This window comes from Streptomyces melanosporofaciens (assembly GCF_900105695.1).
Taxonomy (GTDB): Bacteria; Actinomycetota; Actinomycetes; order Streptomycetales; family Streptomycetaceae; genus Streptomyces; species Streptomyces antimycoticus.
This window is the reverse complement of sequence record NZ_FNST01000002.1, coordinates 1,665,165-1,691,369: the sequence shown is the minus strand read 5'-3', so window position 1 is coordinate 1,691,369 and position 26,205 is coordinate 1,665,165. Positions and strand designations below refer to the sequence as shown.

At 71.0% G+C, this 26,205-nt stretch carries 21 protein-coding genes; 11 read left to right on the top strand and 10 right to left on the bottom strand.

Going from position 1 to position 26,205, the window contains the following annotated elements; all coding sequences use genetic code 11:
- Positions 1-172 precede the first annotated feature (172 nt).
- From leuS to BLV72_RS10275, 5 genes are all read left to right on the top strand, one after another.
- Positions 173-3,049 (top strand): leucine--tRNA ligase, encoded by a 2,877-nt coding sequence (gene leuS / locus BLV72_RS10300; RefSeq protein ID WP_093461747.1) that lies wholly within the window; start codon positions 173-175, stop codon positions 3,047-3,049.
- Between the two features lie 159 nt (positions 3,050-3,208).
- A complete protein-coding gene (locus tag BLV72_RS10295) occupies positions 3,209-3,991 on the top strand; it encodes a hypothetical protein (RefSeq protein WP_093461746.1) in 783 nt (260 codons plus the stop codon).
- Between the two features lie 164 nt (positions 3,992-4,155).
- Positions 4,156-5,001, top strand: coding sequence for a DegV family protein (locus BLV72_RS10290; protein WP_093461744.1), 846 nt, complete (start codon positions 4,156-4,158; stop codon positions 4,999-5,001).
- A 130-nt stretch (positions 5,002-5,131) separates the two neighbouring features.
- Positions 5,132-6,304 carry a ComEA family DNA-binding protein gene (locus tag BLV72_RS10280; protein ID WP_244320716.1) on the top strand — a complete coding sequence of 391 codons (1,173 nt, stop codon included), beginning with the start codon at positions 5,132-5,134 and terminating at the stop codon, positions 6,302-6,304.
- Positions 6,305-6,408: 104 nt separating this feature from the next.
- Positions 6,409-9,090, top strand: a complete 2,682-nt coding sequence (locus BLV72_RS10275) for a ComEC/Rec2 family competence protein (protein WP_425288362.1) — start codon at positions 6,409-6,411, stop codon at positions 9,088-9,090.
- A gap of 73 nt (positions 9,091-9,163) precedes the next feature.
- Here BLV72_RS10275 and BLV72_RS10270 read toward each other — a convergent pair whose 3' ends face one another.
- The 5 genes from BLV72_RS10270 to BLV72_RS10250 form a co-directional block, all read right to left on the bottom strand.
- Positions 9,164-9,946, bottom strand: a complete 783-nt coding sequence (locus BLV72_RS10270) for an ABC transporter permease (RefSeq protein ID WP_093461740.1) — start codon at positions 9,944-9,946, stop codon at positions 9,164-9,166.
- Positions 9,943-10,935 (bottom strand): ATP-binding cassette domain-containing protein, encoded by a 993-nt coding sequence (locus BLV72_RS10265; protein WP_093461738.1) that lies wholly within the window; start codon positions 10,933-10,935, stop codon positions 9,943-9,945. The genes BLV72_RS10270 and BLV72_RS10265 overlap by 4 nt, the downstream gene beginning before the upstream one ends.
- Before the next feature lie 81 nt (positions 10,936-11,016).
- Complete coding sequence (locus tag BLV72_RS10260) at positions 11,017-11,874, bottom strand: DUF4097 family beta strand repeat-containing protein (RefSeq protein ID WP_093461737.1); 858 nt, start codon at positions 11,872-11,874, stop codon at positions 11,017-11,019.
- 109 nt (positions 11,875-11,983) lie between these two features.
- Positions 11,984-12,514, bottom strand: coding sequence for a toxin-antitoxin system HicB family antitoxin (locus tag BLV72_RS10255; protein ID WP_093461735.1), 531 nt, complete (start codon positions 12,512-12,514; stop codon positions 11,984-11,986).
- Between the two features lie 214 nt (positions 12,515-12,728).
- Positions 12,729-13,259, bottom strand: a complete 531-nt coding sequence (locus BLV72_RS10250) for a GNAT family N-acetyltransferase (protein ID WP_093461734.1) — start codon at positions 13,257-13,259, stop codon at positions 12,729-12,731.
- Positions 13,260-13,465: 206 nt separating this feature from the next.
- Here BLV72_RS10250 and BLV72_RS10245 point away from each other — a divergent pair, with 206 nt between their 5' ends.
- Together BLV72_RS10245 and BLV72_RS10240 are read left to right on the top strand one after the other, a co-directional pair.
- Positions 13,466-14,047, top strand: a complete 582-nt coding sequence (locus BLV72_RS10245; RefSeq protein WP_093461732.1) for a DJ-1/PfpI family protein — start codon at positions 13,466-13,468, stop codon at positions 14,045-14,047.
- A gap of 126 nt (positions 14,048-14,173) precedes the next feature.
- Positions 14,174-14,878: a type 1 glutamine amidotransferase domain-containing protein gene (locus BLV72_RS10240; RefSeq protein WP_093461731.1), complete on the top strand. Its 705-nt coding sequence runs from the start codon at positions 14,174-14,176 to the stop codon at positions 14,876-14,878.
- Here BLV72_RS10240 and BLV72_RS10235 read toward each other — a convergent pair.
- From BLV72_RS10235 to BLV72_RS10225, 3 genes are all read right to left on the bottom strand, one after another.
- A complete protein-coding gene (locus BLV72_RS10235; RefSeq protein WP_093461729.1) occupies positions 14,853-15,788 on the bottom strand; it encodes a polysaccharide deacetylase family protein in 936 nt (311 codons plus the stop codon). The genes BLV72_RS10240 and BLV72_RS10235 overlap by 26 nt on opposite strands.
- Positions 15,789-15,881: 93 nt before the next feature.
- Positions 15,882-16,424 carry an MOSC domain-containing protein gene (locus BLV72_RS10230; protein WP_093461728.1) on the bottom strand — a complete coding sequence of 181 codons (543 nt, stop codon included), beginning with the start codon at positions 16,422-16,424 and terminating at the stop codon, positions 15,882-15,884.
- A 96-nt stretch (positions 16,425-16,520) separates the two neighbouring features.
- The gene (locus BLV72_RS10225) at positions 16,521-16,799 is read right to left on the bottom strand and encodes a hypothetical protein (RefSeq protein ID WP_093461726.1); all 279 of its coding nucleotides are present in this window, start codon (positions 16,797-16,799) and stop codon (positions 16,521-16,523) included.
- A 54-nt stretch (positions 16,800-16,853) separates the two neighbouring features.
- Here BLV72_RS10225 and holA point away from each other — a divergent pair, with 54 nt between their 5' ends.
- Positions 16,854-17,849 carry a DNA polymerase III subunit delta gene (gene holA, locus BLV72_RS10220; protein WP_093461725.1) on the top strand — a complete coding sequence of 332 codons (996 nt, stop codon included), beginning with the start codon at positions 16,854-16,856 and terminating at the stop codon, positions 17,847-17,849.
- Positions 17,850-17,957: 108 nt separating this feature from the next.
- Here the strand turns inward: holA and BLV72_RS10215 are convergent, their stop codons facing one another.
- Together BLV72_RS10215 and rpsT are read right to left on the bottom strand one after the other, a co-directional pair.
- Positions 17,958-18,758, bottom strand: coding sequence for a hypothetical protein (locus tag BLV72_RS10215; protein WP_244320715.1), 801 nt, complete (start codon positions 18,756-18,758; stop codon positions 17,958-17,960).
- 396 nt (positions 18,759-19,154) lie between these two features.
- Positions 19,155-19,421, bottom strand: coding sequence for a 30S ribosomal protein S20 (rpsT, locus tag BLV72_RS10210; RefSeq protein ID WP_093461723.1), 267 nt, complete (start codon positions 19,419-19,421; stop codon positions 19,155-19,157).
- Positions 19,422-19,659: 238 nt separating this feature from the next.
- Here rpsT and lepA point away from each other — a divergent pair, with 238 nt between their 5' ends.
- From lepA to BLV72_RS10195, 3 genes are all read left to right on the top strand, one after another.
- A complete protein-coding gene (gene lepA / locus BLV72_RS10205; protein ID WP_093461722.1) occupies positions 19,660-21,537 on the top strand; it encodes a translation elongation factor 4 in 1,878 nt (625 codons plus the stop codon).
- Positions 21,538-21,783: 246 nt separating this feature from the next.
- Positions 21,784-23,673 (top strand): AMP-dependent synthetase/ligase, encoded by a 1,890-nt coding sequence (locus BLV72_RS10200; protein WP_093461720.1) that lies wholly within the window; start codon positions 21,784-21,786, stop codon positions 23,671-23,673.
- A gap of 185 nt (positions 23,674-23,858) precedes the next feature.
- Complete coding sequence (locus BLV72_RS10195) at positions 23,859-25,958, top strand: SpoIIE family protein phosphatase (protein ID WP_093461719.1); 2,100 nt, start codon at positions 23,859-23,861, stop codon at positions 25,956-25,958.
- The last annotated feature ends 247 nt before the right edge of the window (positions 25,959-26,205 follow it).

The window sequence follows — 26,205 nt, the reverse complement described above, 5'->3', positions numbered from 1 at the left end:
CGTGCCGTACGCCTTCTGCTTAGCGGGCCGCGCTGACCAGTACCGACCGAGAACAGCCCCGGTCGGTATCAGCGCGGCGTCCCCTCCTGTGTGAGGGGTCTTTTTGTTTCGGAAGCGTGAGGGATCCGCTGCGTTGCCGCAGGCAGAGACGACCGATGGAGCTTTGAGGACCATGAGCGAGACCAATGCCGCGGCCGAGGTGGCCGCGCCGCACCGCTACACGGCCGCCTTGGCCGCCGACATCGAAGCCCGCTGGCAGGACTTCTGGGACGCGCACGGCACGTATGAGGCGCCCAACCCGGGCGGGGATCTGGCAGGCGACGCCGAGGCCGTCGCCCGGCCCAAGAAGTTCGTCATGGACATGTTCCCTTACCCCTCGGGTGCGGGGCTGCACGTGGGCCATCCGCTGGGCTACATCGCCACCGATGTGTTCGCCCGCTACCACCGCATGACGGGTCACAACGTCCTGCACACCCTGGGCTTCGACGCCTTCGGCCTGCCCGCCGAGCAGTACGCGGTGCAGACCGGCACCCACCCGCGGGTCAGCACCGAGGCCAACATCGAGAACATGCGGCGGCAGCTGCGCCGTCTGGGCCTGGGTCACGACCAGCGCCGCTCCTTCGCGACGATCGACCCGGACTACTACCGCTGGACCCAGTGGATCTTCCTGCAGATCTTCAACTCCTGGTACGACCCGGAGGCGAAGACCGCGCGCCCCATCGACACCCTGGTCCAGCAGTTCGCCTCGGCTGAGCGCCCGACCCCCGACGGCCGCCCCTGGGCCGAGCTGACCGAATCCGAGCGCGCCGACATCCTGGGCGCATACCGTCTGGCCTACGCCTCGGACGCGCCCGTCAACTGGTGCCCCGGCCTGGGCACCGTGCTGGCCAACGAGGAGGTCACCGCGGACGGCCGCTCCGAGCGCGGCAACTTCCCGGTCTTCAAGGCCAAGCTGCGCCAGTGGAACATGCGCATCACCGCCTACGCCGACCGGCTGCTGGACGACCTGGACGAGCTGGACTGGCCCGAGGCCATCAAGCTGCAGCAGCGCAACTGGATCGGCCGCAGCGAGGGCGCCCGGGTCGACTTCCCGGTGACCGACCACGCCGACGCCAAGATCACGATCTTCACCACCCGCCAGGACACCCTGTTCGGCGCCACCTATATGGTCCTGGCGCCCGAGCACGGCCTGGTGGACGAGATCGTCCCGGACGCCTGGCCCGAGGGCACCCGCGACGCCTGGACCGGCGGCCACACCACCCCGGCCCAGGCCATCGACGCCTACCGCAAGCAGGCCGCGGCCAAGTCCGACGTCGAGCGGCAGGCCGAGGTCAAGGAGAAGACCGGCGTCTTCACCGGTGCGTACGCCACCAACCCGGTCAGCGGCGAGCGGGTGCCGGTCTTCATCGCCGACTACGTCCTGATGGGCTACGGCACCGGCGCGATCATGGCCGTTCCGGCGCACGACAGCCGTGACTTCGCCTTCGCCCGCGCCTTCGAGCTGCCCATGCGCTGCGTCGTCGAGCCGTCCGACGACCGCGGCACGGACCCGTCCACCTGGGACGACGCCTTCGCCTCGTACGACGCGAAGATCGTCAACTCGACGGGGGAGTCCGTATCGCTGGACGGGCTGGGCGTCGTCGAGGCCAAGGCGCGCATCACCGAATGGCTGGAGTCCCGCGCCATCGGCGAGGGCACCGTCAACTTCCGGCTGCGCGACTGGCTGTTCAGCCGGCAGCGCTACTGGGGCGAGCCGTTCCCGATCGTCTACGACGAGGAGGGTGTGGCCCACGCCCTGCCCGAGTCGATGCTGCCCCTGAAGCTGCCCGAGGTCGAGGACTACTCGCCGCGCACCTTCGACCCGGACGACTCCGACACCTCCCCGGAGACCCCGCTGTCCCGGAACGAGGAGTGGGTCAATGTGGTGCTGGACCTGGGCGACGGGCGCGGGCCGCGGCCGTTCCGCCGCGAGACCAACACCATGCCCAACTGGGCCGGATCCTGCTGGTACGAGCTGCGCTACCTGGACCCGCACAACAGCGAGCGGCTGGTCGACCCCGAGACCGAGCGCTACTGGATGGGGCCGCGCGAGGGTCAGCCGCACGGCGGTGTCGACCTGTACGTCGGCGGCGCCGAGCATGCGGTGCTGCATCTGCTGTACGCCCGGTTCTGGTCCAAGGTGCTGTTCGACCTGGGTCACGTCTCCTCGGTCGAGCCGTTCCACAAGCTGTACAACCAGGGCATGATCCAGGCGTATGTCTACCGGGACAGCCGCGGTATCGCCGTCCCGGCCGCCGAGGTCGAGGAGCGGGACAAGGCCTACTGGTACCAGGGCGAGCAGGTCACCCGGCTGCTGGGCAAGATGGGCAAGTCCCTGAAGAACGCCGTCACGCCCGACGAGATCTGCGCCGAGTACGGGGCCGACACCCTGCGGCTGTACGAGATGGCCATGGGCCCGCTGGATGTCTCGCGGCCCTGGGACACCCGCGCCGTGGTCGGCCAGTACCGGCTGCTGCAGCGGCTGTGGCGCAATGTCGTCGACGAGGGCACCGGTGAGGTCACCGTCGTCGACACCGAGCCCGACGAGGCCACGCTGCGCGCCCTGCACAAGGCGATCGACGGCGTCCGGCAGGACATGGAGGGCCTGCGCTTCAACACCGCCATCGCCAAGATCACCGAGCTGAACAACCACGTCACCAAGGTGCGCGAGGTGCCCAGGTCGGTGGCCGAGGGGCTGGTGCTGCTGATCTCGCCGCTGGCCCCGCATGTCGCCGAGGAGCTGTGGCGCAGGCTGGGTCACTCCGCCTCCGTCGTCCACGAGCCCTTCCCGGTCGCCGACCCGGCGTATGTCGTGGACGAGACCGTCACCTGTGTGGTCCAGGTCAAGGGCAAGGTCAAGGCCCGGCTGGAGGTCGCGCCCTCGGTCTCGGACGAGGAGCTGGAGGCGCTGGCGCTGGGTGACCCGGCGGTCGTGGCGGCGCTGAACGGCGCGGGCATCCGTAAGGTCATCGTGCGGGCGCCGAAGCTGGTCAACATCGTTCCGGCGTGATGCGGGGCGGGGGCGGGCCGCGCGGTAAGGGCCGTCCCATCCGCGGAGTGCCGCATGTGGGCGGGTTGGGGGTTCGTCAGGAACCTCTGGCCCGCCCGGCGCGTTTACGCTGAGAGGACGACCGCCACCGTGCCGTGACCGCCGCCCCAAGGAGCGCACATGGAAGCCATCTGGATCCTGTTGCTGCTTTTCGTCCTGATCATGCTGGCGGGGGTCTATGCGGCCGTTCGCGCGGTCAGAGCGGCCAAGCGCGGTATCGACCGCACGGTGCACCAGGCCCGCCGCACAGTGGAGGAGACCAGACTCCGGGCCCGGCAGTTCGCGCAGCCGGGGGCGGCCGGTGAGCTCGCCCAGCTCCGGCTCTCCCTGCGCGGCTCGATGCGCGCCACCAGCCAGGCACTGCAGGCGGCCGCCCCGCAAGACCAGTCGCTGTCGGAGTCGTTGGTCCTGTTCCAGCGGCTGAGCGCCCATGCGCTGGATCTGGAGGCGGATCTGAAGCGGCTGGAGCAGGAGCCCGACAAGTCCCGCCTCGCCGCCCTGCTGCCCGATCTGCGGCAGCGTACGGAGCGGATCACCCACTCCGCCGACTCGCTGCGCTGGGCGGTGCAGGAGCGGACGCAGCGGTTCGCGCACGACGACCTGGACTCGCTGAACCGCGAGATCGAGATGGAGGCCGGGGCGCTGCGGCACTGGACGGCGGTGGAGCCGGAGGAGCCGCGGACGGATGCGGGGTCGTGGCCGCCGCCTGAGGCGGGGACGCGGCCTGAGACAGGGGCTCGGCCTGAGGCGGGGTCTCGGCCTGAGGCGGGGGCGCGATCGGGGCCCGAGGCGGGGCGGGAGCCGGAGCCGCCGCGGCCGTCGCTCGGGGCGAGGCCGCAGACGGAGCCCCAGGCGTGGCAGAAGCCCTGGCAGCAGTCCCGCCGTCCCGAGAACACGGCCTGATTCCCATCATCCGGCCTGGTATCCCACGCCGCGGCTCGAGACCCCGGAACCCGGTCCGAGAACAGAAACTGGCCGCATCTGAACAGGGCATGATGGGTAAGGCAATTGATCATCCGCTGGGGTCGCGCTGTCGGCGGGCTCCATCCCCCGCTAACCTCCCAGTCATGTCCCGCCATGTCGCGATCGTGACCGATTCAACGGCTTACTTGCCGCAGGATGCGATGGAGCGGCATCGCATCACCGCGGTGCCGCTGACGGTCGTGCTCGGAGACCGGGCCCTGGAAGAAGGCACCGAGATCTCGGCCCGGTCCCTCGCGCAGGCGTTGCAGAAGCGGAAGTCGGTGACGACGTCCCGGCCCAGTCCGGAGATGTTCGCGGCCGCCTACCGGGCCGCCGCCGAGGAGGGCGCGACGGGGATCGTCTCCCTGCATCTGTCGGCCGAATTCTCCGGCACCTACGACGCGGCGTCGCTCGCGGCGCAGGACGCGGCCGTTCCGGTGCGGGTGGTGGACAGCGGAATGGTCGCGATGGCGCTGGGCTTCTGCGCGCTGGCGGCGGCCGAGACGGCGGAGGGCGGCGGCACGCTGGACGAGGCCGTGGCGGCGGCGGAGAAACGGGCCGACGGCACCGCCGCCTACTTCTACGTCGACACCCTCGACTATCTGCGGCGCGGCGGCCGCATCGGCGCGGCCCAGGCCCTGCTCGGCTCGGCGCTCGCGGTCAAACCGCTGCTCCAGCTCGACGAGGGGCGGATCGAGCTGCGGGAGAAGGTCCGCACGGCTTCGAAGGCCATCGCCCGGCTCGAGGAGATCGTGGTGGAACGGGCCGGCCGGAGCCCGGTGGACATCGCGGTGCAGCACCTGGCGGCGGGCGAACGGGCGGCGGCGCTCGCGGAGCGGCTGCGGGACCGGGTGCCGGGGCTGGCGGAGCTCTATGTGAGCGAGGTGGGTGCGGTGATCGGGGCCCACACCGGGCCGGGGCTGCTGGGAGCGGTGGTCTCTCCGCGGTAGCGGAGGGTGGCCGGTACTTCGGGCACGCTCCTCACTCGGCGGGGTGGCGGAGTTATCCACAACCTCGGGGTTATCCCCGGGAATTGAGGTGGATCGGCGCGATCGGCCGCTTGTGCCTACCGTCGGGTGCATGAGGACACGATCACGCACAGTAACCACGGGTCCGGGGCGCGGCCGTCATCGCGACGCCGGGGCCGGCCGCCGCCCCCGCCCGCCGTCCGGCGCCGGTTCGTCCCGGGCCGGGGGCCACCACCGCAGCACCCACCGCCAGACCCAGCCCATCACCCCCGCACGCGCCAGCCGCGTGGCGGCGATCTTCTCCGCACCGTCGGCGCGCCCGATCGCGGCCGGGTCGATCAGCCTGGGCAGCCGGGATGGGCCGAGAGGCGTGGCGAAGGCCCGGTACAAGGAGCTCCCGGCCAGGGAAGCGTCGGCCGCGGAGGCGGAGGAGGTGCGGAGCAGGGAGGTAAGGAACGAGGGGCCCCTCGGGGACGAGCCCGAGGAGCCGTCTCGGGACGCGCGCAAGGGGCCGTTCGAGGAGGCGTTCGAAGACGAGCCCGGGGACGGTCCGCTGCGTCGCCGTGACCGGGTAAGGCTCGCCCTGCGCGAGCGGCTGCCGGTGTGGCTTCAGCTGCGCTGCGGTATGGAGCTGAGAACGGTCGCCGCCCTGGCGGTCGCCCTGCTCGCCGCGGTGGCCTTCGCGGCCTATCACTTCTGGACCGGCCGTCCTCAGACCGTGCGCGCGCCGGATCCGGAGCCCCCGCGCGCCGCGCCCTCGGAACCCGGTCCGATGCCCAGGGGACGGCTCACCCCATCCGGCGGCGGTCGCACGGTCGTGGTGGATGTGACCGGCAAGGTCCGCCGTCCGGGGCTGCGGAAGCTGCCGCCCGGGGCGCGGGTCGCCGACGCCCTCGAAGCGGCGGGTGGAGTACGGCCGGGTGCCGACCTGAGCGGGCTGAACCGGGCCCGGCCGCTGGTGGACGGGGAGCAGATCGTCGTCGGCGCCCCCGAGGGCGGACCACCCGCCCCGGGTGCGGCCGCAGGTCCGGCCGCTGGCGCACCGAACGCACCCAACGGCCCGAACGCACCGGCCGGTCCCGGGGTGCCCGGTGGCTCGGTCAGCCTCAACTCCGCGACCGCCGAACAGCTCGACACCCTCCCGGGAGTCGGCCCCGTCCTGGCCCGGCACATCCTCGACTACCGCACCCAGCACGGAGGTTTCCGCTCCATCGATGAACTCCGCGAGGTGAACGGCATCGGCGAGCGCCGGTTCGCCGATCTGCGTCCACTGGTCCGGCCGTGACGGTCGCGAGGCCCCCGCGGACCCGCGCCCCGGTCCATACGGCGGCCGCGTCCCCGCGCGGTGCGTCACAGCCACACCAGGAGGGCCCACCCGACCTCCGCCTCGTGCCCCCGGCCTTGGCGGCCTGGGCGGCCGCGGCTCTGGCCCTGGACGCACCGACCCATATGGTGGCCCTCGCCTGCACGGTTGCCTCCCTTGTGGCGGCCGCCCTGCTCATCGGGGCTCGCCGGCGAGATCCGGCATCGGGTGGACGACGGCGCGGCGCACCCCGTCCCAGGCGCTGCCCGGGTGTGCCCTCGCCGGTGCCGCTCCCGGACGTCCGACAGGCGCTCGACCCCACCCCGTCGCAGCCGCGTGGCGCCCAGCCTCGGCAGCGGGAACGGAAGGCGCCGCCGCGGACGGCCGGCCGGTCGCCCGGTGCCGCGCCCAATGCCGTACCCGGGACTCACGGCCGTCCGGGCACCGGCGGAAGTCACACCGTGCCGCGGCGGCAAGCCACTTCGCCGTCCCGTACCGGCGCGTGGCGTGGGCGCCGTACGGCGGGGGCGGTGGCGGCCGTGCTGTTGTGCGGGGCCGCCGCGGGGGCGGTCGCCGGGCTGCACGGGGCGGACGTACGCCGCGGCCCGGTGCCCGCGCTGGCCCGGGAGTACGCCGAGGCCACCGCCGAGGTGACGATCACGGGGGATCCACGGCTCACCCGGCCACGTGTGCGGGGGGCGGCGCTCGCGCCCGCGTCCGTGGTCCTGGAGGCCGAGGCCCACCGGGTGACCGGCCCCGACGGCACCACGACCACCACCCGCGCACCCCTCCTGGCGACGGTCCACCCGAGGACCGGTAAGGAGCGGACGGCCTGGCTCGGGCTGTTGCCGTCCACCCGTCTGCGTGTCCACGGCCGCCTGGTGCCGCCGCTGCGTGACGGGGACCGCATAGCGGCCGTGGTGCGTGTGAACGGTGGTGGGCCCCCGCGGGTCACGGGCCGGCCCAGCACGGTCCAGCGGCTGGCCGGGCGGCTGCGCGCCGGGCTGCGCACCGCGAGCGACGGACTCTCCCCGGACGCGCGGGCGTTGCTTCCGGCGCTGGTCGTGGGGGACACCTCACGGGTGCCGCCCGAGCTGGACGAGGCGTTCCGGGCCACGGACATGCTCCATCTCATGGCCGTCTCCGGCAGCAATCTGACGCTGGTGCTCGCCCTGCTCACCGGTCCGCCGCAGCTGGCCGGGCGGGCCGAGCGGCGCGGTCTCGCGGGCGCGCTCGGCATCCGGCTGCGGACCACCGCCCTCCTCGGCGGCGGACTCACGCTCGCCTTCGTCATCGTCTGCAGACCCGATCCCAGTGTGCTGCGGGCCGCCGCCTGCGGGCTGATCACGCTGCTCGCCCTCGGCACCGGCCGTCGCCGCTCCCTGCTCCCGGCCCTGGGCGCCGCCGTGCTCGCGCTGGTGCTCTACGACCCCTGGCTGGCCAGGAGCTACGGCTTCCTGCTCTCCGCGCTGGCCACCGGCGCCCTGCTCACCATCGCGCCGGGATGGAGCGCGGCCCTGCGGCGCCGTGGCGTACCGCCCCGGCTCGCCGAGGCGCTGGCGGCGGCCGCTGCGGCCCAGGCGGTCTGCGCCCCGGTCGTGGTGGCGATGGCCGCGCGGGTGAGCCTGGTGGCGATTCCCTGCAATCTCATCGCCGAGGTGGCGGTCGCCCCGGCCACCGTCCTCGGGTTCGCCGCGCTCGCGGTGGCCGCCGTCGCGCCGCCGGTCGCCGCGTGGATCGCCTGGCCGGCGGGCTGGCCCGCCGGGTGGATCGCCCAGGTGGCCCGCACCGGTGCGGCGCTGCCCGGGGCCGAGGCGGACTGGCCGGACGGCTGGACCGGCGCGCTGCTGCTGGCCGTCGTCACCCTGGCCGTGGTCCTCGTCGGCCGCCGACTGTTGCAGCACCGCCTGCTGTGTGCCGTGTGCGCCCTGCTGGTGCTGCTGGCCGTCATACGCCCGGCGCCCCTGGCCCGGATCATCACCGGCTGGCCACCGCCGGGCTGGCGAATGGTGGCGTGCGATGTCGGACAGGGCGACGCCCTCGTCTTGGCCGCGGGGCCCGGTACGGCCGTCGTCGTGGACACCGGGCCCGAGCCGCGGGCCGTCGACCGCTGTCTGCGTTCGCTGGGCGTCGTCCGGATTCCGCTGCTGGTCCTGACCCACTTCCACGCCGACCATGTGGCCGGGCTGACCGGTGCGTTACGCGGGCGCGCGGTCGGCGCCATCGAGACGACCGGTCTGGAAGAGCCACCCGGCCAGGCCGAGTTCGTACGGCGCAGGGCCCGTTCGGCGCATGTCCCGGTCGTCGCGGCGGTGCCGGGGGAGCGGCGGCGCTTCGGCCCGCTGTCCTGGGAGGTCCTGTGGCCCGCGCCGCCGCCCGCCCCGGCCGGGGCCGAGGGGCCGAACGACGCGAGCGTCACCCTCCTCGTCCGCACGGCGGGCCTGACTCTGCTCCTCCTCGGCGACTTGGAGCCCCCGGCCCAGCAGGCCCTGCGGACGGCGCACCCCACCCTCCCCCAGGTCGATGTCCTCAAGGTGGCCCACCACGGCTCCGCCTACCAGGACCCGCAGCTGCTCCGACGCCTCAGACCCCGCCTCGCCCTGATCTCCTGCGGCGCCGACAACCCCTACGGCCATCCGTCGCCCCGCACCATCGCCTCTCTGCGCGCCCAGGGAGCCGCCGTGTTGCGGACCGACACCGACGGCCCGATCGCGGTGATACGAGACCCGGGGCTGCGCGCGGTGCTCGGAGGCCACGATGGGCCCTGAGCGCGGACACACCCGGGCGGGGTGCCCACTCCCCGTCGATGAGTGGGCACCCGGCCCGGGTGTGTTCCGGTGCTCAGCGCTTGGTGTTGCTGTTGAAGAGCGAGCGCGACCAGACGTAGCCGACCAGGGCGATCCCGGCGCACCAGGCGAGCGAGATCCAGCCGTCGTTGCCGATCTCCGAGCCGGAGAGCAGACCGCGCAGTGTCTCGGTCATCGGTGTGAACGGCTGGTACTCGGCGAACCAGCGCAGGCCCGGGGACATCGACTCGGCCGGTACGAACGCGGAGCCCAGGAACGGCAGGAACTGGACCAGCAGCGGCTTGTTGCTCGCGGACTCCACCGTCTTGGAGATCAGGCCGAGCGCGCACGACAGCCATGTCACGGCGAACGCGAGGGCCGTGAGGAGGCCGGTGGCGGCCAGCCACTCCAGCGGGTTGGCGTCCGGCCGGAAGCCGATGGCGAGGGCGACGCCCACCACCAGGACGAGGCTCACCATCGTGGTGAGGACGCTGCCGACGACATGGCCCGTCATGAACGACGAGCGCGTGATGTTCATGGTGCGGAAGCGGTTGATGATGCCCTCGGTCATATCGGTGCAGACCGCGACCGAGGTCGACATCGAGCCGGCGGCCACCCCCATGATGATGATGCCGGGCGTCAGATAGTTCAGATACGCGTTGCGGCCGCCGCCCATGCCGGAGCCGATCGAGTCGCCGAAGGCGTACACGAACAGCAGCAGCATCATGATGGGCATCATGGAGGCGCCCAGCGAGACGCCCGGATAGCGCAGCGCGTGCTTGATATTGCGCCGCAGCATCGTCATCGAGTCGTGCACGACGTAGGTGAGCGTGCTCATCGCAGGGTCTCCTTCGCGTGGAGCGCGGTGTTGGTGCTGCCGTCGCCGGTCAGGGCGAGGAACACGTCGTCGAGGTCGGGGGTGTGCACGGAGAAGTCGGCGGCGCGGATACCTGCGGCGTCGAGCCGGTCGAACAGGGCGCGCAGCGCGTCGAGATCGCCATCGCCCGCGACGCGCAGGGCGAGCTGCTCATCGTCCCGGGCCGCCTCGGGGAAGGCGGCGGCCGCGCGCTCGTACTCGTCGGGGTCGGTGAACCGCAGGCGTACATGGCTGCCGGGAATCTGCGCCTTGAGTTCGTCGGCGGTGCCCTCGGCGACGATCCGGCCGCCGTCGAGCACGGCGATCCGGTCCGCCAGTTGGTCGGCCTCTTCCAGGTATTGGGTGGTGAGGAAGACGGTGACGCCGTCGGCGACCAGCGAGCGCACGGTCTCCCACATGGTGCGGCGGCTGCGCGGGTCCAGCCCGGTCGTCGGCTCGTCGAGGAAGATCACCTGCGGGTCGCCGACCAGTGTCATGGCGAGGTCGAGCCGGCGCCGCATACCGCCGGAGAAGAAGGCGGCGCGCTTGTGCGCGACGTCCGCGATGTCGAACCGCGCCAGCAGTTCCTTGGCCCGCCTGCGTCCTTCGCGCTTGCCCAGGCGCAGCAGATCGGTCATGAGGAGCACGTTCTCCTCGGCGGTGAGCAGGTCGTCGAGTGCGGCGAACTGCCCGGTGACGCCGATCGTGGCGCGCACCCCCTCCGGTGAGGTGGCGACGTCGTGGCCCGCGACCTGGGCCTGGCCGCCGTCGGCCGCGATCAGTGTGGACAGGATCTGCACGGTGGTGGTCTTTCCGGCGCCGTTCGGCCCGAGCAGCGCGAACACGGAGCCGGACGGGATGCGCAGATCGATGCCGTCGAGGACGGTCTTGTCGCCGTACGACTTGCGCAGATCGGCGGTGGAGACGGCGGCGGGCGGCTGCTGGCCGCTGCCCTGCCTGGACGTGAGCATGACAGATGAATGCATGGGGCCCTCCCCTTCGAAGGCGCGGTGAGCGGTGAAGTGATCTTGGTTGTCTGGAGAGCGGGCGGGTCAGGCCCGGGCGCGGCGGATGTTGATGTTGCCGAAGCGGGTACGCGCCCTGACCTCGGCGGTGTCCTCGGACGTGTCCGGGCTCTCGGACGCGGTGAGCGCGTTGATCACCTGGCCGGCGCTCGAGCTGACGTCGAGCCAGGCGGCCGTGCCCTCGCGGATGCCGACATCGATGGCGCCGTAGGAGGTCTCCAACTGGACGGTGCCGCGCGCGACCTCATCGAGGCGCACGGCGCCGTGGGCGGTGGTGGCGGTGACCGAGCCCTCGGCGTGCTCGATGAAGATGTCGCCGTTGGCGCCGCTCACCCGCAGATCGCCCAGGGCGTCGCCGACGGTCGTGGTGCCGTGGGAGTTCTTCAGGACGGCCGCGCCATCAATGGCACCGACGCGCAGGCTGCCGGAGCTGGTGGTGATCTCGGCGGGCCCCTCGACGCGGTCCACGGTGATGGTGCCGTGGGACGCGATCAGGTGCAGCGGCCCGGTGGTGTCGAGGCGGACATCGCCCGACGAGGTCTTCACCCGGACCTCGCCGAGCCGCCCCTCGCCGTGCACCTGGGCCCAGGCGCCGGTCATCTCCACTTGCGAGCCGGTGGGCAGTTCGACCGTCACATCGACGGTGCCGGTGCGCCCGATGAGATAGCGCTGCTTGGGTGTCCTGATGGTCAACAGGCCACTCGCGTACCGCACGTCGGACTGTTCGGCCGCCCGTACGTCCTGGTCCTTCTTCGGGTCGCGGGGCCGCACATCGACGAGGGTGTCGAGCCGGTCGGCGGCGATGAACCGGATGGACCCGGCTTCCACATGGGCGGTGACCGAGATCGGTCCGGGAGTGTCGAAGGGAGCGTCGAAAGAAGGCATGGCTGTCCCGTCCTCTTGGGTCTTCGTGGCGTCCCCGCTGGTGGGACGTGGTGTGGGAGAAGTGGGGTGGGCGGAGTGGCGTAGGCGAAGTGGGGTAGGCGGGGCGCGGTCAGCGCACCCAGCCCGTGAAGCTCTGCCCGACGGTGCGGGTGGTGCGGGGCTGCTCCGTCGTCCGTGACGGGGCGCCGCCGTCGACCGCGGCCGACACGGCTCGTACCAGCCACGCGTTGACCGACAGGCCCTCGCGGTTCGCGGCCTCCTCGGCGCGCGCCTTGAGGTGGGCGGGCAGCCGCAGATTGACGCGGGCGGTGCCGCCGTCGTCGCCGTCGGCGGGTGCCGGGGCCGGTGCCTTGAGCGGCTCGGCGGGTCCGCTCATGCCCTCGTACGCCTCGTCGCCCGCCGGCCGCGTCACCACGAAGTCGGGGTCGAGCCCGCGCAGCCGTACGTCGACCGAGCCGGGGGCGAGTTCACGGGTGATCTCGTCCATCGCGGCGGAGAGCACATTGAGCATCGTCAGCCGGGTCGCCGACTCCAGGGGAGCGGTGAGCCGGTCGGCCAGCTCGCGGGCTTCTTCGCCGCCCGCTTCGGCGGCCACCGCGAGTTCGCGGCGGAGGTTGTCGACATACGGCGTGAGGTCCATAACGCCATAGTGGCACCACAATGGCGCCATACGCAAGGTCGTCAGGGAGGTGGCCGTGGGTTGGGGTTCATCGGGCGGCTCTGGCCTGCGTAAACGCGCTGGTGTCAAACTGCGTCAATGCGGTGCCACATCGAGCCGAGGCCGCCCTTGCGCCTCCAGTGGCACCACGTGATGCCACTGTGGCGCCCTGCCTCGCTCCGCCCTGCCCGCGCCGTCAGTCGACCCGCCGGGCCAGCACCTGTCCGGGCCAGGACCCGGACAGGAAACGGTCGGTGGTGGTGAAGCCGTTGCGCTCGTAGAACGCGACCAGTTCGCCCCCACCGCCCGCCCAGCAGTCGACCCGCAGCAGCCCCACCCCGGCCCGCCGGGTCTCCTCGACGGCATGGGCCAGCAGTGCCGCCCCGATGCCCAGGCCGGCGCGCTGTCGGTCGGAGACCAGCAGCCGGACGTACCGCTCGGGTTCCCCGGCCGGTGCGATCGGCACCTGCGGGCTGGGTCCGGAGTCCAGCACCATGGCCCCGACAGGCGTTCCGTCCAACTCCGCGATGTACGGGGCGTTCTCGGTCGTGTACCGCTGGACCCGCGCCACCCCGCCCGTCTTTTGCGAATACGGCGTCGTACCCCACTGCTCGGTGTTGCCCCGAGCGTTCATCCAGGCCACCGCGGAGTCGAGCATGTCCAGAATGGCCGGAGCGTCGGCCAGGCTGCCTGGTCTGACGTCTATGCCAGGTGTCGTGTCGTTCACGGCGAGAGCTTAGGCACTGTCGGGCCGGTCACGGCCGCTTGGTGCCCGCGTCGGCGAGCCGCGACCCCTCTGTGCCAACTACCGCCTTCGTAGCGGGGGATGGCCGGACGGGAACTTTTCCACCGGCGCACCCGACTAGTAGGGCAGGCCGGCGCTCCCGAAGAGCGATATGGGCCCCCGCTCCACCGTCCAAGGAGACGAAGCCGATGCCTCTACGCGTTCAGATCCTCCTGTACGACGGGGTGGAGGAGCAGGACTTCATCGGGCCGCGTGACGTTCTCGGGCATGCCGAGTCGGCGGGCGGCCAGATACGAACGACCCTGGTGCGGCCCTCGGCTCCTGGCGAGGTGACATGCTTCTTCGGCACCGGAGTCACGGTGCCGGCCGCATGGGATCCCACCGACGCCGATCTTCTGATCGTGCCGGGCGGCGGCGACCGGCTGATCAACGATCCGGATGTGCTGCGGGACCTCGTGCGGGCACAGCAGGCCGGAGTCATCGTCGCCGGTGTCTGCACAGGAGTCATGGTGCTGTCCGCGGCAGGCTTGACCAAAGGCCGCCCGTGCACGACACACCACCTCGCCAAGGCCGATCTGGCCGCCCAGGGAGGCAAGGTGATCGACGCGCGGGTCGTCGACGATGGGAACCTGGTGACCGCGGGCGGGGTCACCAGCGGAATCGATCTGGCGCTATGGATGATCACCCGGGAGTGCGGGGCATCTATCGCCATCAGCGTCGAGTCCATCATGGAGTACGAGCAGCGCGGTGTGGTCTGGCGAAGCTCCTGATCGCCATCGCATGGGGGCATCTCGGCCCCGAGTTGCAGCCCCCCAGCATGCCCGCTCAGACTTGCTGCATATGTGCAATCCCGGACGCGGGCCCTTTCCAGGGCAACGGATTCAGAGGAGCGTCCCATGGCCAAGATCCTGTGCGTGCTGACCGGCGCGAGCTATTGGACCCTGAAGGACGGACACCGACACCCCACCGGATACTGGGCCGAGGAGTTCGTGGCGCCCTACAGCGTATTCACCGGCGCCGGACACGAAGTCACCGTGGCAACTCCGAATGGGGTCGTTCCCGTTGTCGACACGATGAGTCTGGAAGCCCGCATGGCGGGCGGCGAGGAGAATTCCCTCAACGAGGAGGCCGTCATCGAGTCGGCGGATGAGCTGAGGCATCCCATCTCGCTCACGGAAGTGCGCCTCGAGGACTATGACGCGGTCTATTACCCCGGCGGCCACGGCCCGATGCAAGACCTCTCGGTCGACCCCGACTCCGCGGCACTGCTGCGGAAGGCACTCGCTTCGGGCAATCCGCTCGGCATTGTCTGCCACGCCCCCGCCGCTATCCTCGCCACCCGTGACGCGAACGGCGACACCCCCTTCGCCGACTACCGTCTGACGGGTTTCTGCAACGAGGAGGAGGCCGGCGTCGGTCTCGCCGACAAAGCCAAGTGGCTGCTGGAGGACGAGCTGAAGACGCTGCCCACCCAGTATTCGCGGGGTCCCGCCTGGGAGCCCTATACGGTCGTGGACCGCAATCTCTTCACCGGGCAGAATCCGGCTTCCTCGGGCCCTCTCGCACAAGAGCTCGTCAAGGCCCTGGCACACGCCGAGTGAAGTCCGCGGCGGTCCTCTCGGGCCGCACAGTTGTGCCCCAGACCTGCTGGATCGTCCGGTAGTCGATCACGGTGATGTCCTCCTGTCGGAGAACTTCACGGGCCCGCGGCGATATCAGGAACTCATAGTCCGTCCGGCGCACGCGCCAGCCATCGTCGCGGGCCTGTGACTCCTTGTCTCCCACACTCGGGTGCACCGCCCATTCATTGAGCCCGGCGGGCAGGTCGCGCAGCATCCGGACGTATCGGGCGGCCTTTCCTTCGATGGCGAGCGAGAAGCTGTCCAGGAAGTCGTTGTCGGTGACCGGCAGCCCGCGGTGCCGCATTGTCCGGCGCGCGGGTTCGAGCCAGACCCGGACCGCGAGGCCGTACTCCGCGGCCAGCCCTACCGTCAGATCGAGGATGTCGTCGCGGCCGCCATCGGCCAGGCAGTGGAAGTCCAGATGAGTCGGCGCGAGCCCGGCGTCGGCGACGGCATCGATCTGGGCGCGGAACTCGAACTCGATCTCCTCGAGCCGGGCCCGGCCGAGCAGGGCCGCGCGTCCGGCGGGCGTCGGCGGGAACAGTTCACCCTCGGAGTCCAGCAGCGAGGGAACGCGTTCTCTCGCGGCGATCGGCGCCCATCGGTGGTCGGGCATCTCGCACACCAGGGTGAGATGGATTCCGAACGGGATCCGCGGCCGTCGGCTGAGCAGTTCCATGGCCTGCGCCGCCGCGGGGCACGGGACCATCAGACTGCATGAACTGGCGATGCCCTCTTCGATCGACTCGATCACCGCGGCGTTGATCGCTGGATACATGCCGAAGTCATCGCAGTTGACGATCAGCAGCCGCGCATCGGGCGGATACCCCAGCAACTCACTCGACCGCTGTGCGGGCGTGACGGCCGCGGGGTCGGCGTTTTCATCCATGCCCGCAGTGTGGGACCCGGCCCGATGGCGCGCACGGGAATTTGAGCGCCTCCGGAAGAGAGCCCAGGGCGATTCTGCCCCGCCGGGAAGCCGTCAGACCCGGTCCAAGGGGCGGTGGGGGCCGGTGGGGAGCTCTGCCGTGATCGTGTCGCCCGGGCGCACCGTGCCGCCCTCCTTCACGATGCTCATGATTCCGGCCTTGCGCACGATGTTCCCGGCCTCATCGCGGCCGACGACCTGCTTCAGAAGACCGTTCCGAAAGTTGTCGATCTGCAGGCAGGGATTGCGGAGGCCGGTCACCTCCAGCACCGCGTCATCGCCGATGCGCAACAGCGTGCCGACCGGCAGGCCGAGCAGATCGATGCCACGGGTGGTGATGTTCTCGCCGAGGTCACCGGGCACGACTGTGAATCCCTCCGCACCGACGTCGGCGAAGAGCTCTTCATGGATGAGGTGGACTTGGCGCAGGTTCGGCTGGGTGGGGTCCTGTGCGACGCGTGAGCGGTGCTTGACCGTCACACCGGCGTGTACGTCGCCCTCGACACCGAGACCGGCGAGCAGTGTGATGCCGTCCCGGTTCGGCTTGGTGAACGAGTACTCGCCGTTGCTGCTGACTGCCGTCACTGTCCCACTCATCCTTGGAACCCCCTCTTCAGCGACCACCTTCAGTGACCACCCACAGTGGCCCTTTTCAGTGACCACGATGAGCCATGCCCCTGGCCGGGCGCCAGGCTATTCGGCCTCCAGCCAGCCCTCGTACTCGTCCGCGAACGCGTCCAGCGCCGCCGGGTCCAGGCCCTGGGCCGGGTCCTCGATCACCACCAGCCACTGGGCGTCCTCGGCGTCGTCCTCGCCCGCCAGCGCGTCCCGCACCAGCTGGGGCTCCTGGGCAATGCCGAAGCGCTCCGGCAGCGCCTCGGCCACCTCCTCCGCGGCGTCGCGGTCGGGCAGCACCAGGATGTGCCGGGCGCCGGTCAGTCCTTCATCGATCACCGGAACATTGTCGGACATCCGGACGGCGGCACGCGGCGGGGCTGTCGGTGGTCCGTGGGATGCTGGACCGCGATGGCCAGGAAGACGACGACCGACGATCCGCTCGCCCCCGTGACACTCGCCGTGGGCCAGGAGGAGCTGCTGCTCGACCGCGCCGTGCAGCAGGTGGTGGCGGCTGCCCGCGCGGCCGACCCCGACACCGATGTGCGCGACCTGACGCCCGACGCGCTCCAGCCCGGCACCCTCGCCGAGCTCACCAGCCCCTCGCTCTTCGCCGAGCGCAAGGTGGTCGTGGTGCGGAACGCACAGGATCTGTCGGCTGACACGATCAAGGACGTGAAGGGCTATCTCGGCGCCCCCGCCGAGGAGATCACGCTGGTGCTGCTGCACGCGGGCGCGGCCAAGGGCAAGGGGCTGCTCGACGCCGCCCGTAAGGCCGGGGCGCGCGAGGTCGCCTGCCCGAAGATGACCAAGCCCGCCGACCGACTGGCGTTCGTGCGCTCGGAGTTCCGCGCCACCGGCCGGTCCGCCACCCCCGAGGCATGCCAGGCCCTGGTCGACGCCATCGGGAGCGATCTGCGCGAGCTGGCCAGCGCGGTCTCCCAGCTCGTGGCCGATGTCGAGGGCACGATCGACGAGGCCATCGTCGCCCGCTACTACACCGGCCGCGCCGAGGCATCCAGTTTCACCGTCGCCGACCGCGCCGTCGAGGGCCGTGCGGCCGAGGCACTGGAGGCACTGCGCTGGGCCGTCTCCACCGGGGTGCCGCCGGTGCTGATCACCAGTGCCCTGGCCCAGGGCGTCCGCGCGATCGGCAAGCTGGCCTCCGCGCCGCGTAACGCCCGCCCCGGCGATCTCGCCCGCGAGCTGGGCATGCCGCCCTGGAAGATAGACCGGGTGCGGCAGCAGATGCGTGGCTGGTCGGCGGATGGAGTGGCGGTCGCGCTGCGTGCCGTCGCCGAGGCCGACGCGGGGGTCAAGGGCGGCGGAGACGATCCGGCGTACGCCCTGGAGAAGGCGGTCGTCACGATCGTCCGCGCCGCCCGGGCGGGCCGAGGTCAGCCGTAGGCCCTGGCCCAGGGGGGCCACGGGCAATCCGCAGCCGCAGGCCCTGGCCGAGTTGCCGCGTACAGGACGCATCCGATCCAAGCCGCGGCCCCGGATCGGCCCCGCGAGCTACTCCTTCATCTTCTCCAGCGTCGACTCGGCGCTCTTCTTGAGCAGCTCGGTGGCTTCCTCGGGCGTCTTGGCCGAGCCGCTGGACGAGGACGACACATACTGCGACCAGGTCGACTGATAGGTCATCCAGCCGTCCCGCACGGCGAGGATCACATAGGCGCCGGTGTTGGAGCTGCTGCTGTTGTTCTGCTTCACCACATACGCTTCGTCGCCCAGCCCGCTGACCGGGCTCACCTCGTAGCTGTACGTGGACGTCTTCTGGTCCTCGTACGACCGGTACTGGGCCTCGAACTCCGGCCCGGGGTTGGTCTTCTTGTGCAGCGACGCCGTGGTGTAGAGCCAGACCGAGGAGTAGTCGCTGCTGCTCGAGCCGCTCGGCTCGAAGTCGATATTGCAGGTCATCGAGTCCAGCGCGGCGTTCTCGGAGCTGCTGTGCTGCGGGTTCGACGTCGATGTCGACGACGACCCGCTCTCGTCCTTCTGCTCGTACCCGGCGTCCTCGAAGGGCTGGGTATCCGTCGGGGTGCACAGATTGGTCCGATAGCGGTAGCCCGCGAGATCAGCCTTCGTCTCGTCCTCGAACCCTCCGGTGGCGAACAGCACCCCGGCCCAGACCGCCGAGGCGACGACGGCCCCGCCCAGCCCCCACAGCCAGCCCTTGCCGCCTCCGGGGCCGGTGGGCGGCGCCCCGGGTGGCATGCCCATCGGTCCGTACCCGCCGCCCAGGGGGATGGACGGCATCGTCGGCTGGGCGTACGCGTACGGATGGTGCTGCGGCGTCTGGGGCTGAGGCGGCACCTGACCGTACGGGCCGGGCGGCGGGCTCTGCGGCGGCCCCTGCGGAGGGCTCTGCGGTGGGCTCTGCTGAGGTGGCTGGGGGGGTTGGGGCGGCTGCGGCGGGCCGTACGGATTGGGTGTTTCCCCCGGTGTCGACATGACGTGAACATACCCGAATTAACCGCGAAAGCCCCGCCCTGTCCTTGGGGAAAGGACAGGGCGGGGCCTTCGTGTCGATCGAGTGCGCCGCACCCGCGTGGCGAACGCAGGCCGCGTGCGGCGCGGTGCCGCTGAGAGAGCTGAACAAGCTCTCGGCTGCCGGTCGGAGCGGGTGAGAGGGACCGCTGTGCCCAAACCGGCGGCGGGGTGGGGCGGTATGCCCCGGAAGGGTCAGCCTTCGAGATCAGCCGGAGGGTGTCAGCCCTTGAGGCCGGCGACCTGCTGGGCGATCGCCGACTTCTTGTTGGCGGCGTTGTTCTTGTGCAGAACACCCTTGCTGACGGCCTTGTCGAGCTTGCGCGCGGCGGCGCGGGCGGCTTCGGTGGCCTTCTCGGCGTCACCGGCGGCCACGGCCTCACGGGTGCGGCGGATGGCGGTCTTCAGCTCGGACTTGACCGCCTTGTTGCGCAGGCGCGCCTTCTCGTTCGTCTTGTTCCGCTTGATCTGGGACTTGATGTTCGCCACGTAGAAAGCCTTCGCAGGTTCGTTGGGTTTCGCTTGCTTCGGTGTGCGTCCGTGCCCGCGGAGGTGTCCATGAGAGTCCATGGAGATGTCCGTCAGCGAGGGGCACGAGACACAGTCGGCCAGGTTACCAGCAGGGTCCATGGCGTCCCAAACCCGGAAGAGGTCGCCATTCATGGGACCATGGACGGGACTGACCCATACCGATAACACCGAGTCCCGCCTAGACACAGGACCCTGCGTGCCCGCGACCCCTACCAATGTGCCGGAGCCTAGCCGTACCGATCCGGCTCTGATCCGTAACTTCTGCATCATCGCGCACATCGACCACGGCAAGTCGACGCTCGCCGACCGCATGCTCCAGCTGACCGGTGTGGTTGATCAGCGGCAGATGCGCTCGCAGTACCTCGACCGCATGGACATCGAGCGCGAGCGCGGCATCACGATCAAGTCCCAGGCGGTCCGGCTGCCCTGGGCGCCGACGAAGGACGAGGGCGGCGAGCCGGCCACCCATATCCTCAACATGATCGACACCCCCGGCCATGTGGACTTCACCTATGAGGTCTCGCGCTCCCTCGCCGCCTGTGAGGGCTGCATCCTGCTGGTCGACGCGGCCCAGGGGATCGAGGCGCAGACCCTCGCCAACCTCTATCTGGCGATGGAGAACGACCTCACGATCATCCCGGTCCTCAACAAGATCGATCTGCCCGCCGCCCAGCCCGAGAAGTACGCCGCCGAGCTGGCTCATCTGATCGGCTGCGACACCTCCGACGTGCTCAGGGTCTCCGCGAAGACCGGCGAGGGCGTGGCCGAGCTGCTGGACCGGGTCGTCGAGCTCGTTCCGTCCCCGGTGGGCGTCTATGACGCCCCCGCCCGCGCGATGATCTTCGACTCCGTCTATGACGCCTACCGGGGCGTGGTGACCTACGTGAAGGTCGTCGACGGCACGCTCAGCAAGCGCGAGCGGATCAAGATGATGTCCACCGGCGCCGCCCATGAGCTGCTGGAGATCGGCACCAACTCCCCGGAGATGACCCCCGCCGACGGGCTGTCCGTGGGCGAGGTGGGTTATCTGATCACCGGTGTGAAGGATGTCCGCCAGTCCAAGGTCGGTGACACGATCACCCAGGTCACCCGCGGTGCGCAGGAGGCTCTGGGCGGTTACAAGGACCCGAAGCCGATGGTGTTCTCGGGGCTGTATCCGCTGGACGGCTCCGACTATCCGGAGCTGCGTGAGGCCCTGGACAAGCTGCAGCTCAACGATGCCGCGCTGGTCTACGAACCGGAGACCTCGGCCGCTCTCGGCTTCGGCTTCCGCGTCGGCTTCCTCGGGCTGCTGCACCTGGAGGTCATCCGTGAGCGCCTGGAGCGCGAATTCAATCTCGACCTGATCGCCACCGCACCCAATGTGGTCTACCGGGTGGAGATGGAGGACGGCAGCGAGCACACGGTGACCAACCCCAGTGAGTTCCCCGTGGGCAAGATCGACACGGTGCACGAGCCGGTCGTCCGGGGCACGATCCTCGCCCCGAGCGAGTTCATCGGCGCGATCATGGAGCTGTGCCAGAACCGCCGCGGGGTGCTGCTCGGCATGGACTACCTCTCCGAGGACCGGGTCGAGATCCGCTACACCCTGCCGCTGGCCGAGGTCGTCTTCGACTTCTTCGACCAGCTGAAGTCCAAGACCCGCGGCTATGCCTCGCTCGACTACGAGCCCACCGGTGAGCAGACCTCGGACCTGGTCAAGGTCGACATCCTGCTGCACGGCGACAAGGTGGACGCCTTCTCGGCGATCACCCACAAGGACAAGGCGTACGCGTACGGCGTCCGGCTGGTCGCCAAGCTGCGCGAGCTCATCCCGCGGCAGAACTTCGAGGTGCCCATCCAGGCGGCCATCGGCTCCCGGGTCATCGCCCGTGAGACGGTCCGTGCCATCCGTAAGGACGTCCTCGCCAAGTGCTACGGCGGTGACATCTCCCGTAAGCGGAAGCTGCTGGAGAAGCAGAAGGAAGGCAAGAAGCGGATGAAGATGGTCGGCAACGTGGAGGTCCCGCAGGAGGCCTTCATCGCGGTGCTGTCCTCCGACTCCGACGGTAAGGACGCCAAGGCGAAGAAGTAGCAGCCGCCCCGGGCGGGCGCGGAGCCCTGGCGAGGGCGAGGGCGGAGCCCACGGAGCGAGTGTGGTCAGCGGGCCCGGCGTGATGGTTGCGCCGGGCCTGCTGTGTGCGGGGGATCCTCTTGGGCATCTCGTGAGAACAACGTGACGCGGACCCCCTTACGCGGTAAGGATTCGGCCCCTACTCTGATCACCACTCGAAGGTTACTCGCGAGTCACCAAGCAATGAGGCGGGCCCCGGAGGATGCCGTGACCGACACACAGATCTTGCTCGAGAACCGGCCGCCGTCTTTGGCGACGCACTTCCTCCAGCGCGTCGAGGCGACACCGGACGGGGAGGCGTACCGCTATCCGGTGCCTCCCGCCTCGGGTACCGGCCCCGATGACTGGCGGCCGCTGACCTGGCGGGAAAGCGCCGATCGGGTCTTCGCCATCGCCGCCGGGCTGATCGAACTGGGCATCCGCCCCGAGGAGCGGGTGGCGCTGGCCTCCTCGACCCGCGTCGAGTGGATCCTGGCCGACCTGGGCGTGCTGTGCGCGGGCGCGGCCACCACCACGGTCTACCCGACCACCAACGCCGACGAGACCTCCTTCATCCTCTCCGACTCCGGCAGCCGGGTGCTGATCGCCGAGGACGCGACGCAGCTCGCCAAGGTGCGGGCGCAGCGCGATGAACTCCCCGAGCTGGCCCATGTGGTGGTGATCGAGGCCGGGGACGCGGTCCCCGCCGAGGACGACCCCGAGGGCTGGGTGCTCTCGCTCGCCGAGCTGGAGAAGCGGGGCGCGGCCCGTCTGGAGCGCGAGCCGGGGGCCGTACGGGAGCGGATGGACGCCCTGCGCGGCGATCAGCTGGCGACGCTCATCTACACCTCCGGTACCACCGGGCGTCCCAAGGGCGTACGGCTGGCGCATGACTCGTGGTCGTACATGGCCATTGTGATCGGCACCCAGGACGGCCTGCTCTTCCCCGACGATGTGCAGTACCTGTGGCTGCCGCTCGCGCATGTCTTCGGCAAGGTACTGACGGCGGGGCAGATCTACGTCGGTCACACCACGGCGGTGGACGGCCGGGTCGACAAGATCATCGACAATCTGCCGGTGGTCCGGCCGACCTATATGTGCGCCGTGCCGCGGATCTTCGAGAAGGTCTACAACGGGGTGGCCCAGCGGGCGCGCGAGGGCGGCGGCGCCAAGTACAAGATCTTCCAGTGGGCGGTCGAGGTCTCCCGGGAGTACGCCAAGACCTCGCAGGACACCTTCCGCCGCACCGGCACCGCCTCCGTGCCCTTCGGTCTCAAGGCCCAGCACGCGGTGGCCGACAAGCTGGTCTACGGCAAGCTGCGCGAGGCGTTCGGCGGCCGGCTGCGGGCCGCGGTGTCCGGCTCCGCGGCGCTCGCCCCGGACATCGGCTACTTCTTCGCGGGCGCCGGGATCAACATCCTGGAGGGCTACGGCCTGACCGAGTCCAGCGCCGCCAGCTTCCTCAACCCGGCGGACTACCGCACGGGCACGGTCGGCAAGGCGTTCCCCGGCCTGGAGGTGCGGTTCGCCGACGACGGCGAGGTGCTGCTGCGCGGACCCGGCATCATGCAGGGCTACCACGGGCTGCCGGAGCTGACCGAGCAGGTGCTGGAGTCCGACGGCTGGTTCCACACCGGGGACATCGGCGAGCTGTCCCCCGACGGCTATCTGCGGATCACCGACCGCAAGAAGGACCTGATCAAGACCTCGGGCGGCAAGTACGTCGCCCCGGCGGAGGTCGAGGGCCAGTTCAAGGCGGTGTGCCCGTTCGTCTCCAACATCCTGGTGCACGGCGCCGACCGCAACTACTGCACCGCGCTGATCGCCCTCGACGAGCCGACGATCATGAAGTGGGCGGCCGAGCACGGCCTCGGGGGCAAGTCCTACGCGGAGGTCGTGGCCACCGATGAGACACAGAAGCTGATCGAGAGCTATGTGCTCCGGCTCAACGAGGGGCTGCAGCGCTGGCAGACGATCAAGAAGTTCCGGCTGCTGCCGCGCGATCTCGACGTGGAACACGGGGAGTTGACGCCCAGTCTGAAGCTGAAGCGGCCGGTGGTCGAGCGTGAGTACAAGGCTCTGATCGAGGACATGTACGCGGGCACGCGGGAGGTTTAACGGCCAAGGATACGACCCCGCACCGGATTTCAGGTTGACCGGCCCGCCGGACACATGAATTTTCCCCTTATCGCGGTTCACTTGCGTAACCCGGTGCATATGAGGGCGGTCCGTCTGTCACTCTGTCCGTGCCGGATACGGTTACGGATACGGCGTTATGACGGAGCTTCTTCAGGAGCCGCACAGTGGGGACGTCATCTTCTGCCACTTCTGGTGGGTCGGTTGAGGGCGGTGGGGTTGTTCTACCGGTCGGGGGTGGGGTAGGCCCCGTTCGTACCAGTGCCTCGGCACGCGTCAGCCTGCCCGGTACTCCGCTCGCGGCCTCGGCCGCCCGCCGGTTCGTCCGTGCCGCCCTCGCCGACTGGGCCGCGCTCGAGGTCCCGGCCGCCGACCGGGTCACCGACCGGGTCGCGGACGAGGCCATACTGCTGGTGAGCGAGCTGGTCACCAACGCGGTGGTGCACGCCGGCACCGCCGTCGAGGTGAGCTGTGCGCTCGATGTCTCCGACCGCGAGGGCGAACCGCCGTCCCTGGTGGTGGAGGTGACCGATCACCATCCCACCCGGGTGGTGCGCGGCGATCCGCCGGATCCGGACGAGCGGCCGGAGTACGCCGGTGGCCACGGGCTGCGGCTGGTGGCCGAGATCGCCGAGTCCTGGGGGACGACCTACCGGCGGGCGACCAAGTCGGTGTGGTTCCAGATGGCGGTGGCGCCCACGAGCGCGGCCGCCGCGGGGACCGGTGCCATGGGCTCGGCCTTCATGGACGCCGCGGCCACCATGGACCCGGCGGCCGACACCGTGGCCGCGCCCGAGGGCGGGTTCGGCGCGGGGACCGTCCGCGAGGGCCTGGGCCCCGCCCCCGAGGGTGCGGGAGTCGTCTGTGAAGGCCGTAAGGAGGCCGTCGAGATCGTCGCGCCCGCGCCGGGCCGCGCCCCCGTCCGCGTGGACCCCGACTGGATCCAGCGCGGCGCGCTCTCCTTCCTCGCCGAGGCGTCCGACCTGCTGGCCGGGCAGTTCGACGAGGACATGGTGACCTCGCTGGCCGGACAGCTGCTGGTGCCCCGGCTCGCCGACTGGTGCGCGATCTGGCTCGACTCCACGAGCGGCCCGCCGCGCCTGGCCCGGGTCTGGCACGCCAGCGAGGGGCGCATCGAGGGCCTGCGGCGGGTGCTGGAGAAGGAGCCGCCCCAGGTGCCCGCCGCCGTCCGCGGCAGCGCCGTGGAGTGGCCCTGGCCGGCCGACCCCGCCGCGTACGGGCCCGGCGGCGCGGCCCTCGCCTGCCGGCTGGTCGCGGGCGGCCGCGCCCTCGGCACGCTGCTGCTCGGGCGGGCCGGGCTGGTGCGGATGCCGGACGAAGCGGTCGGCCTGGTCGAGGACTTCGCCCGCCGCGTCGCCCTGGCCCTCGCCTCCGCCCGCCGCTACACCCGGCAGGCGACCATCAGCCGGGTGCTGCAGCGCGGTCTGCTGCCGTCCGTCATCCCGCGGATCCCCGGCGTCGAGTCGGCGGTCGTGTACGAGCCGACCGGCGACATCTCGGCCGGGGGCGACTTCTACGACGTCTTCCCGGCCGGTGACGGCCGCTGGTGCTTCGTCCTGGGCGACGTCTGCGGCAACGGCCCGGAGGCGGCCGTGGTGACCGGCCTCGTCCGGCCCTGGCTGCGGCTGCTCGCCCGCGAGGGATACGGCGTGGGAGAGGTCCTGGACCGGCTCAACCAGCTTCTGGGCGAGGAGGCGGTGGAACAGGCGGTCGAGGGCGCCGCGGAGGCCGTGGCGGCCGGTGTGGAGGCCGTGGGAGGCCCCGCCGGGGTCGTGGAGCTGATGGACGGCGGCCTGGTCGGCACGGGGCTCCCGGCGGGCGGCGGGGTCGCGCGGTTCCTGTCGCTGCTGTACGGGGAGCTGGAGCCGCTGGGCGAGGGCGAAGGGGTGCGCTGCACGCTGGCCAGCGCGGGGCATCCGCTGCCGCTGGTGCTGCGGCCCGAAGGCGGGGTGCGGACCGTGGCGGCGCCGCAGATACTGCTGGGCGTTGTGGACGATGTGACGTACGAGAGTGAATCGTTCGATCTGGCGCCCGGGGAAACGCTGCTCTGTGTGACGGACGGGGTGACGGAGCACCGATCCGGCGACCGGCAGTTCGACGACGAGGACGGCCTGGCGGCGGCGTTCGCGCTGTGCGCGGGGCTGAGCGCGCGGGAGGTCGCGGAGCGGGTGCGGCAGGCGGTGGACGAGTTCGCGGCGGAGCCGCCGGACGACGACCTGGCGATGCTGGTCCTGAAGGTGGTCTGAGCGGCCTCGATGAAGTCCGGTGCGGTTCGGGTGCGCCCCGAAGGGGCGCGGGGCTGTGTCGATACGCGGCTCTGCCGCGTGGGACCGGCCACGACACAGCCGCGGATGAACGACCGCACCTCGCGGCACTTCCCGCGGAGCGCTTAGGCCCCATCCGGCGAGGCCCCGTTCCGGCGACGTTCCGCCGGACGGGCCCGGGCGGGGCCCAGGGCTCCGGGGCCCGCACCTCGCCGCACCTCGTGGTCCC

Excerpts from the sequence above, each read along its gene's own strand:
- leuS (WP_093461747.1), top strand. The coding sequence starts at position 173 with ATGAGCGAGACCAATGCCGCGGCCGAGGTGGCCGCGCCGCACCGCTAC.
- BLV72_RS10295 (WP_093461746.1), top strand. The coding sequence starts at position 3,209 with ATGGAAGCCATCTGGATCCTGTTGCTGCTTTTCGTCCTGATCATGCTG.
- BLV72_RS10290 (WP_093461744.1), top strand. The coding sequence starts at position 4,156 with ATGTCCCGCCATGTCGCGATCGTGACCGATTCAACGGCTTACTTGCCG.
- BLV72_RS10280 (WP_244320716.1), top strand. The coding sequence starts at position 5,132 with ATGAGGACACGATCACGCACAGTAACCACGGGTCCGGGGCGCGGCCGT.
- BLV72_RS10270 (WP_093461740.1), bottom strand. The coding sequence starts at position 9,946 with ATGAGCACGCTCACCTACGTCGTGCACGACTCGATGACGATGCTGCGG.
- BLV72_RS10265 (WP_093461738.1), bottom strand. The coding sequence starts at position 10,935 with ATGCTCACGTCCAGGCAGGGCAGCGGCCAGCAGCCGCCCGCCGCCGTC.
- BLV72_RS10260 (WP_093461737.1), bottom strand. The coding sequence starts at position 11,874 with ATGCCTTCTTTCGACGCTCCCTTCGACACTCCCGGACCGATCTCGGTC.
- BLV72_RS10255 (WP_093461735.1), bottom strand. The coding sequence starts at position 12,514 with ATGGACCTCACGCCGTATGTCGACAACCTCCGCCGCGAACTCGCGGTG.
- BLV72_RS10245 (WP_093461732.1), top strand. The coding sequence starts at position 13,466 with ATGCCTCTACGCGTTCAGATCCTCCTGTACGACGGGGTGGAGGAGCAG.
- BLV72_RS10240 (WP_093461731.1), top strand. The coding sequence starts at position 14,174 with ATGGCCAAGATCCTGTGCGTGCTGACCGGCGCGAGCTATTGGACCCTG.
- BLV72_RS10235 (WP_093461729.1), bottom strand. The coding sequence starts at position 15,788 with ATGGATGAAAACGCCGACCCCGCGGCCGTCACGCCCGCACAGCGGTCG.
- BLV72_RS10230 (WP_093461728.1), bottom strand. The coding sequence starts at position 16,424 with ATGAGTGGGACAGTGACGGCAGTCAGCAGCAACGGCGAGTACTCGTTC.
- BLV72_RS10225 (WP_093461726.1), bottom strand. The coding sequence starts at position 16,799 with ATGTCCGACAATGTTCCGGTGATCGATGAAGGACTGACCGGCGCCCGG.
- holA (WP_093461725.1), top strand. The coding sequence starts at position 16,854 with ATGGCCAGGAAGACGACGACCGACGATCCGCTCGCCCCCGTGACACTC.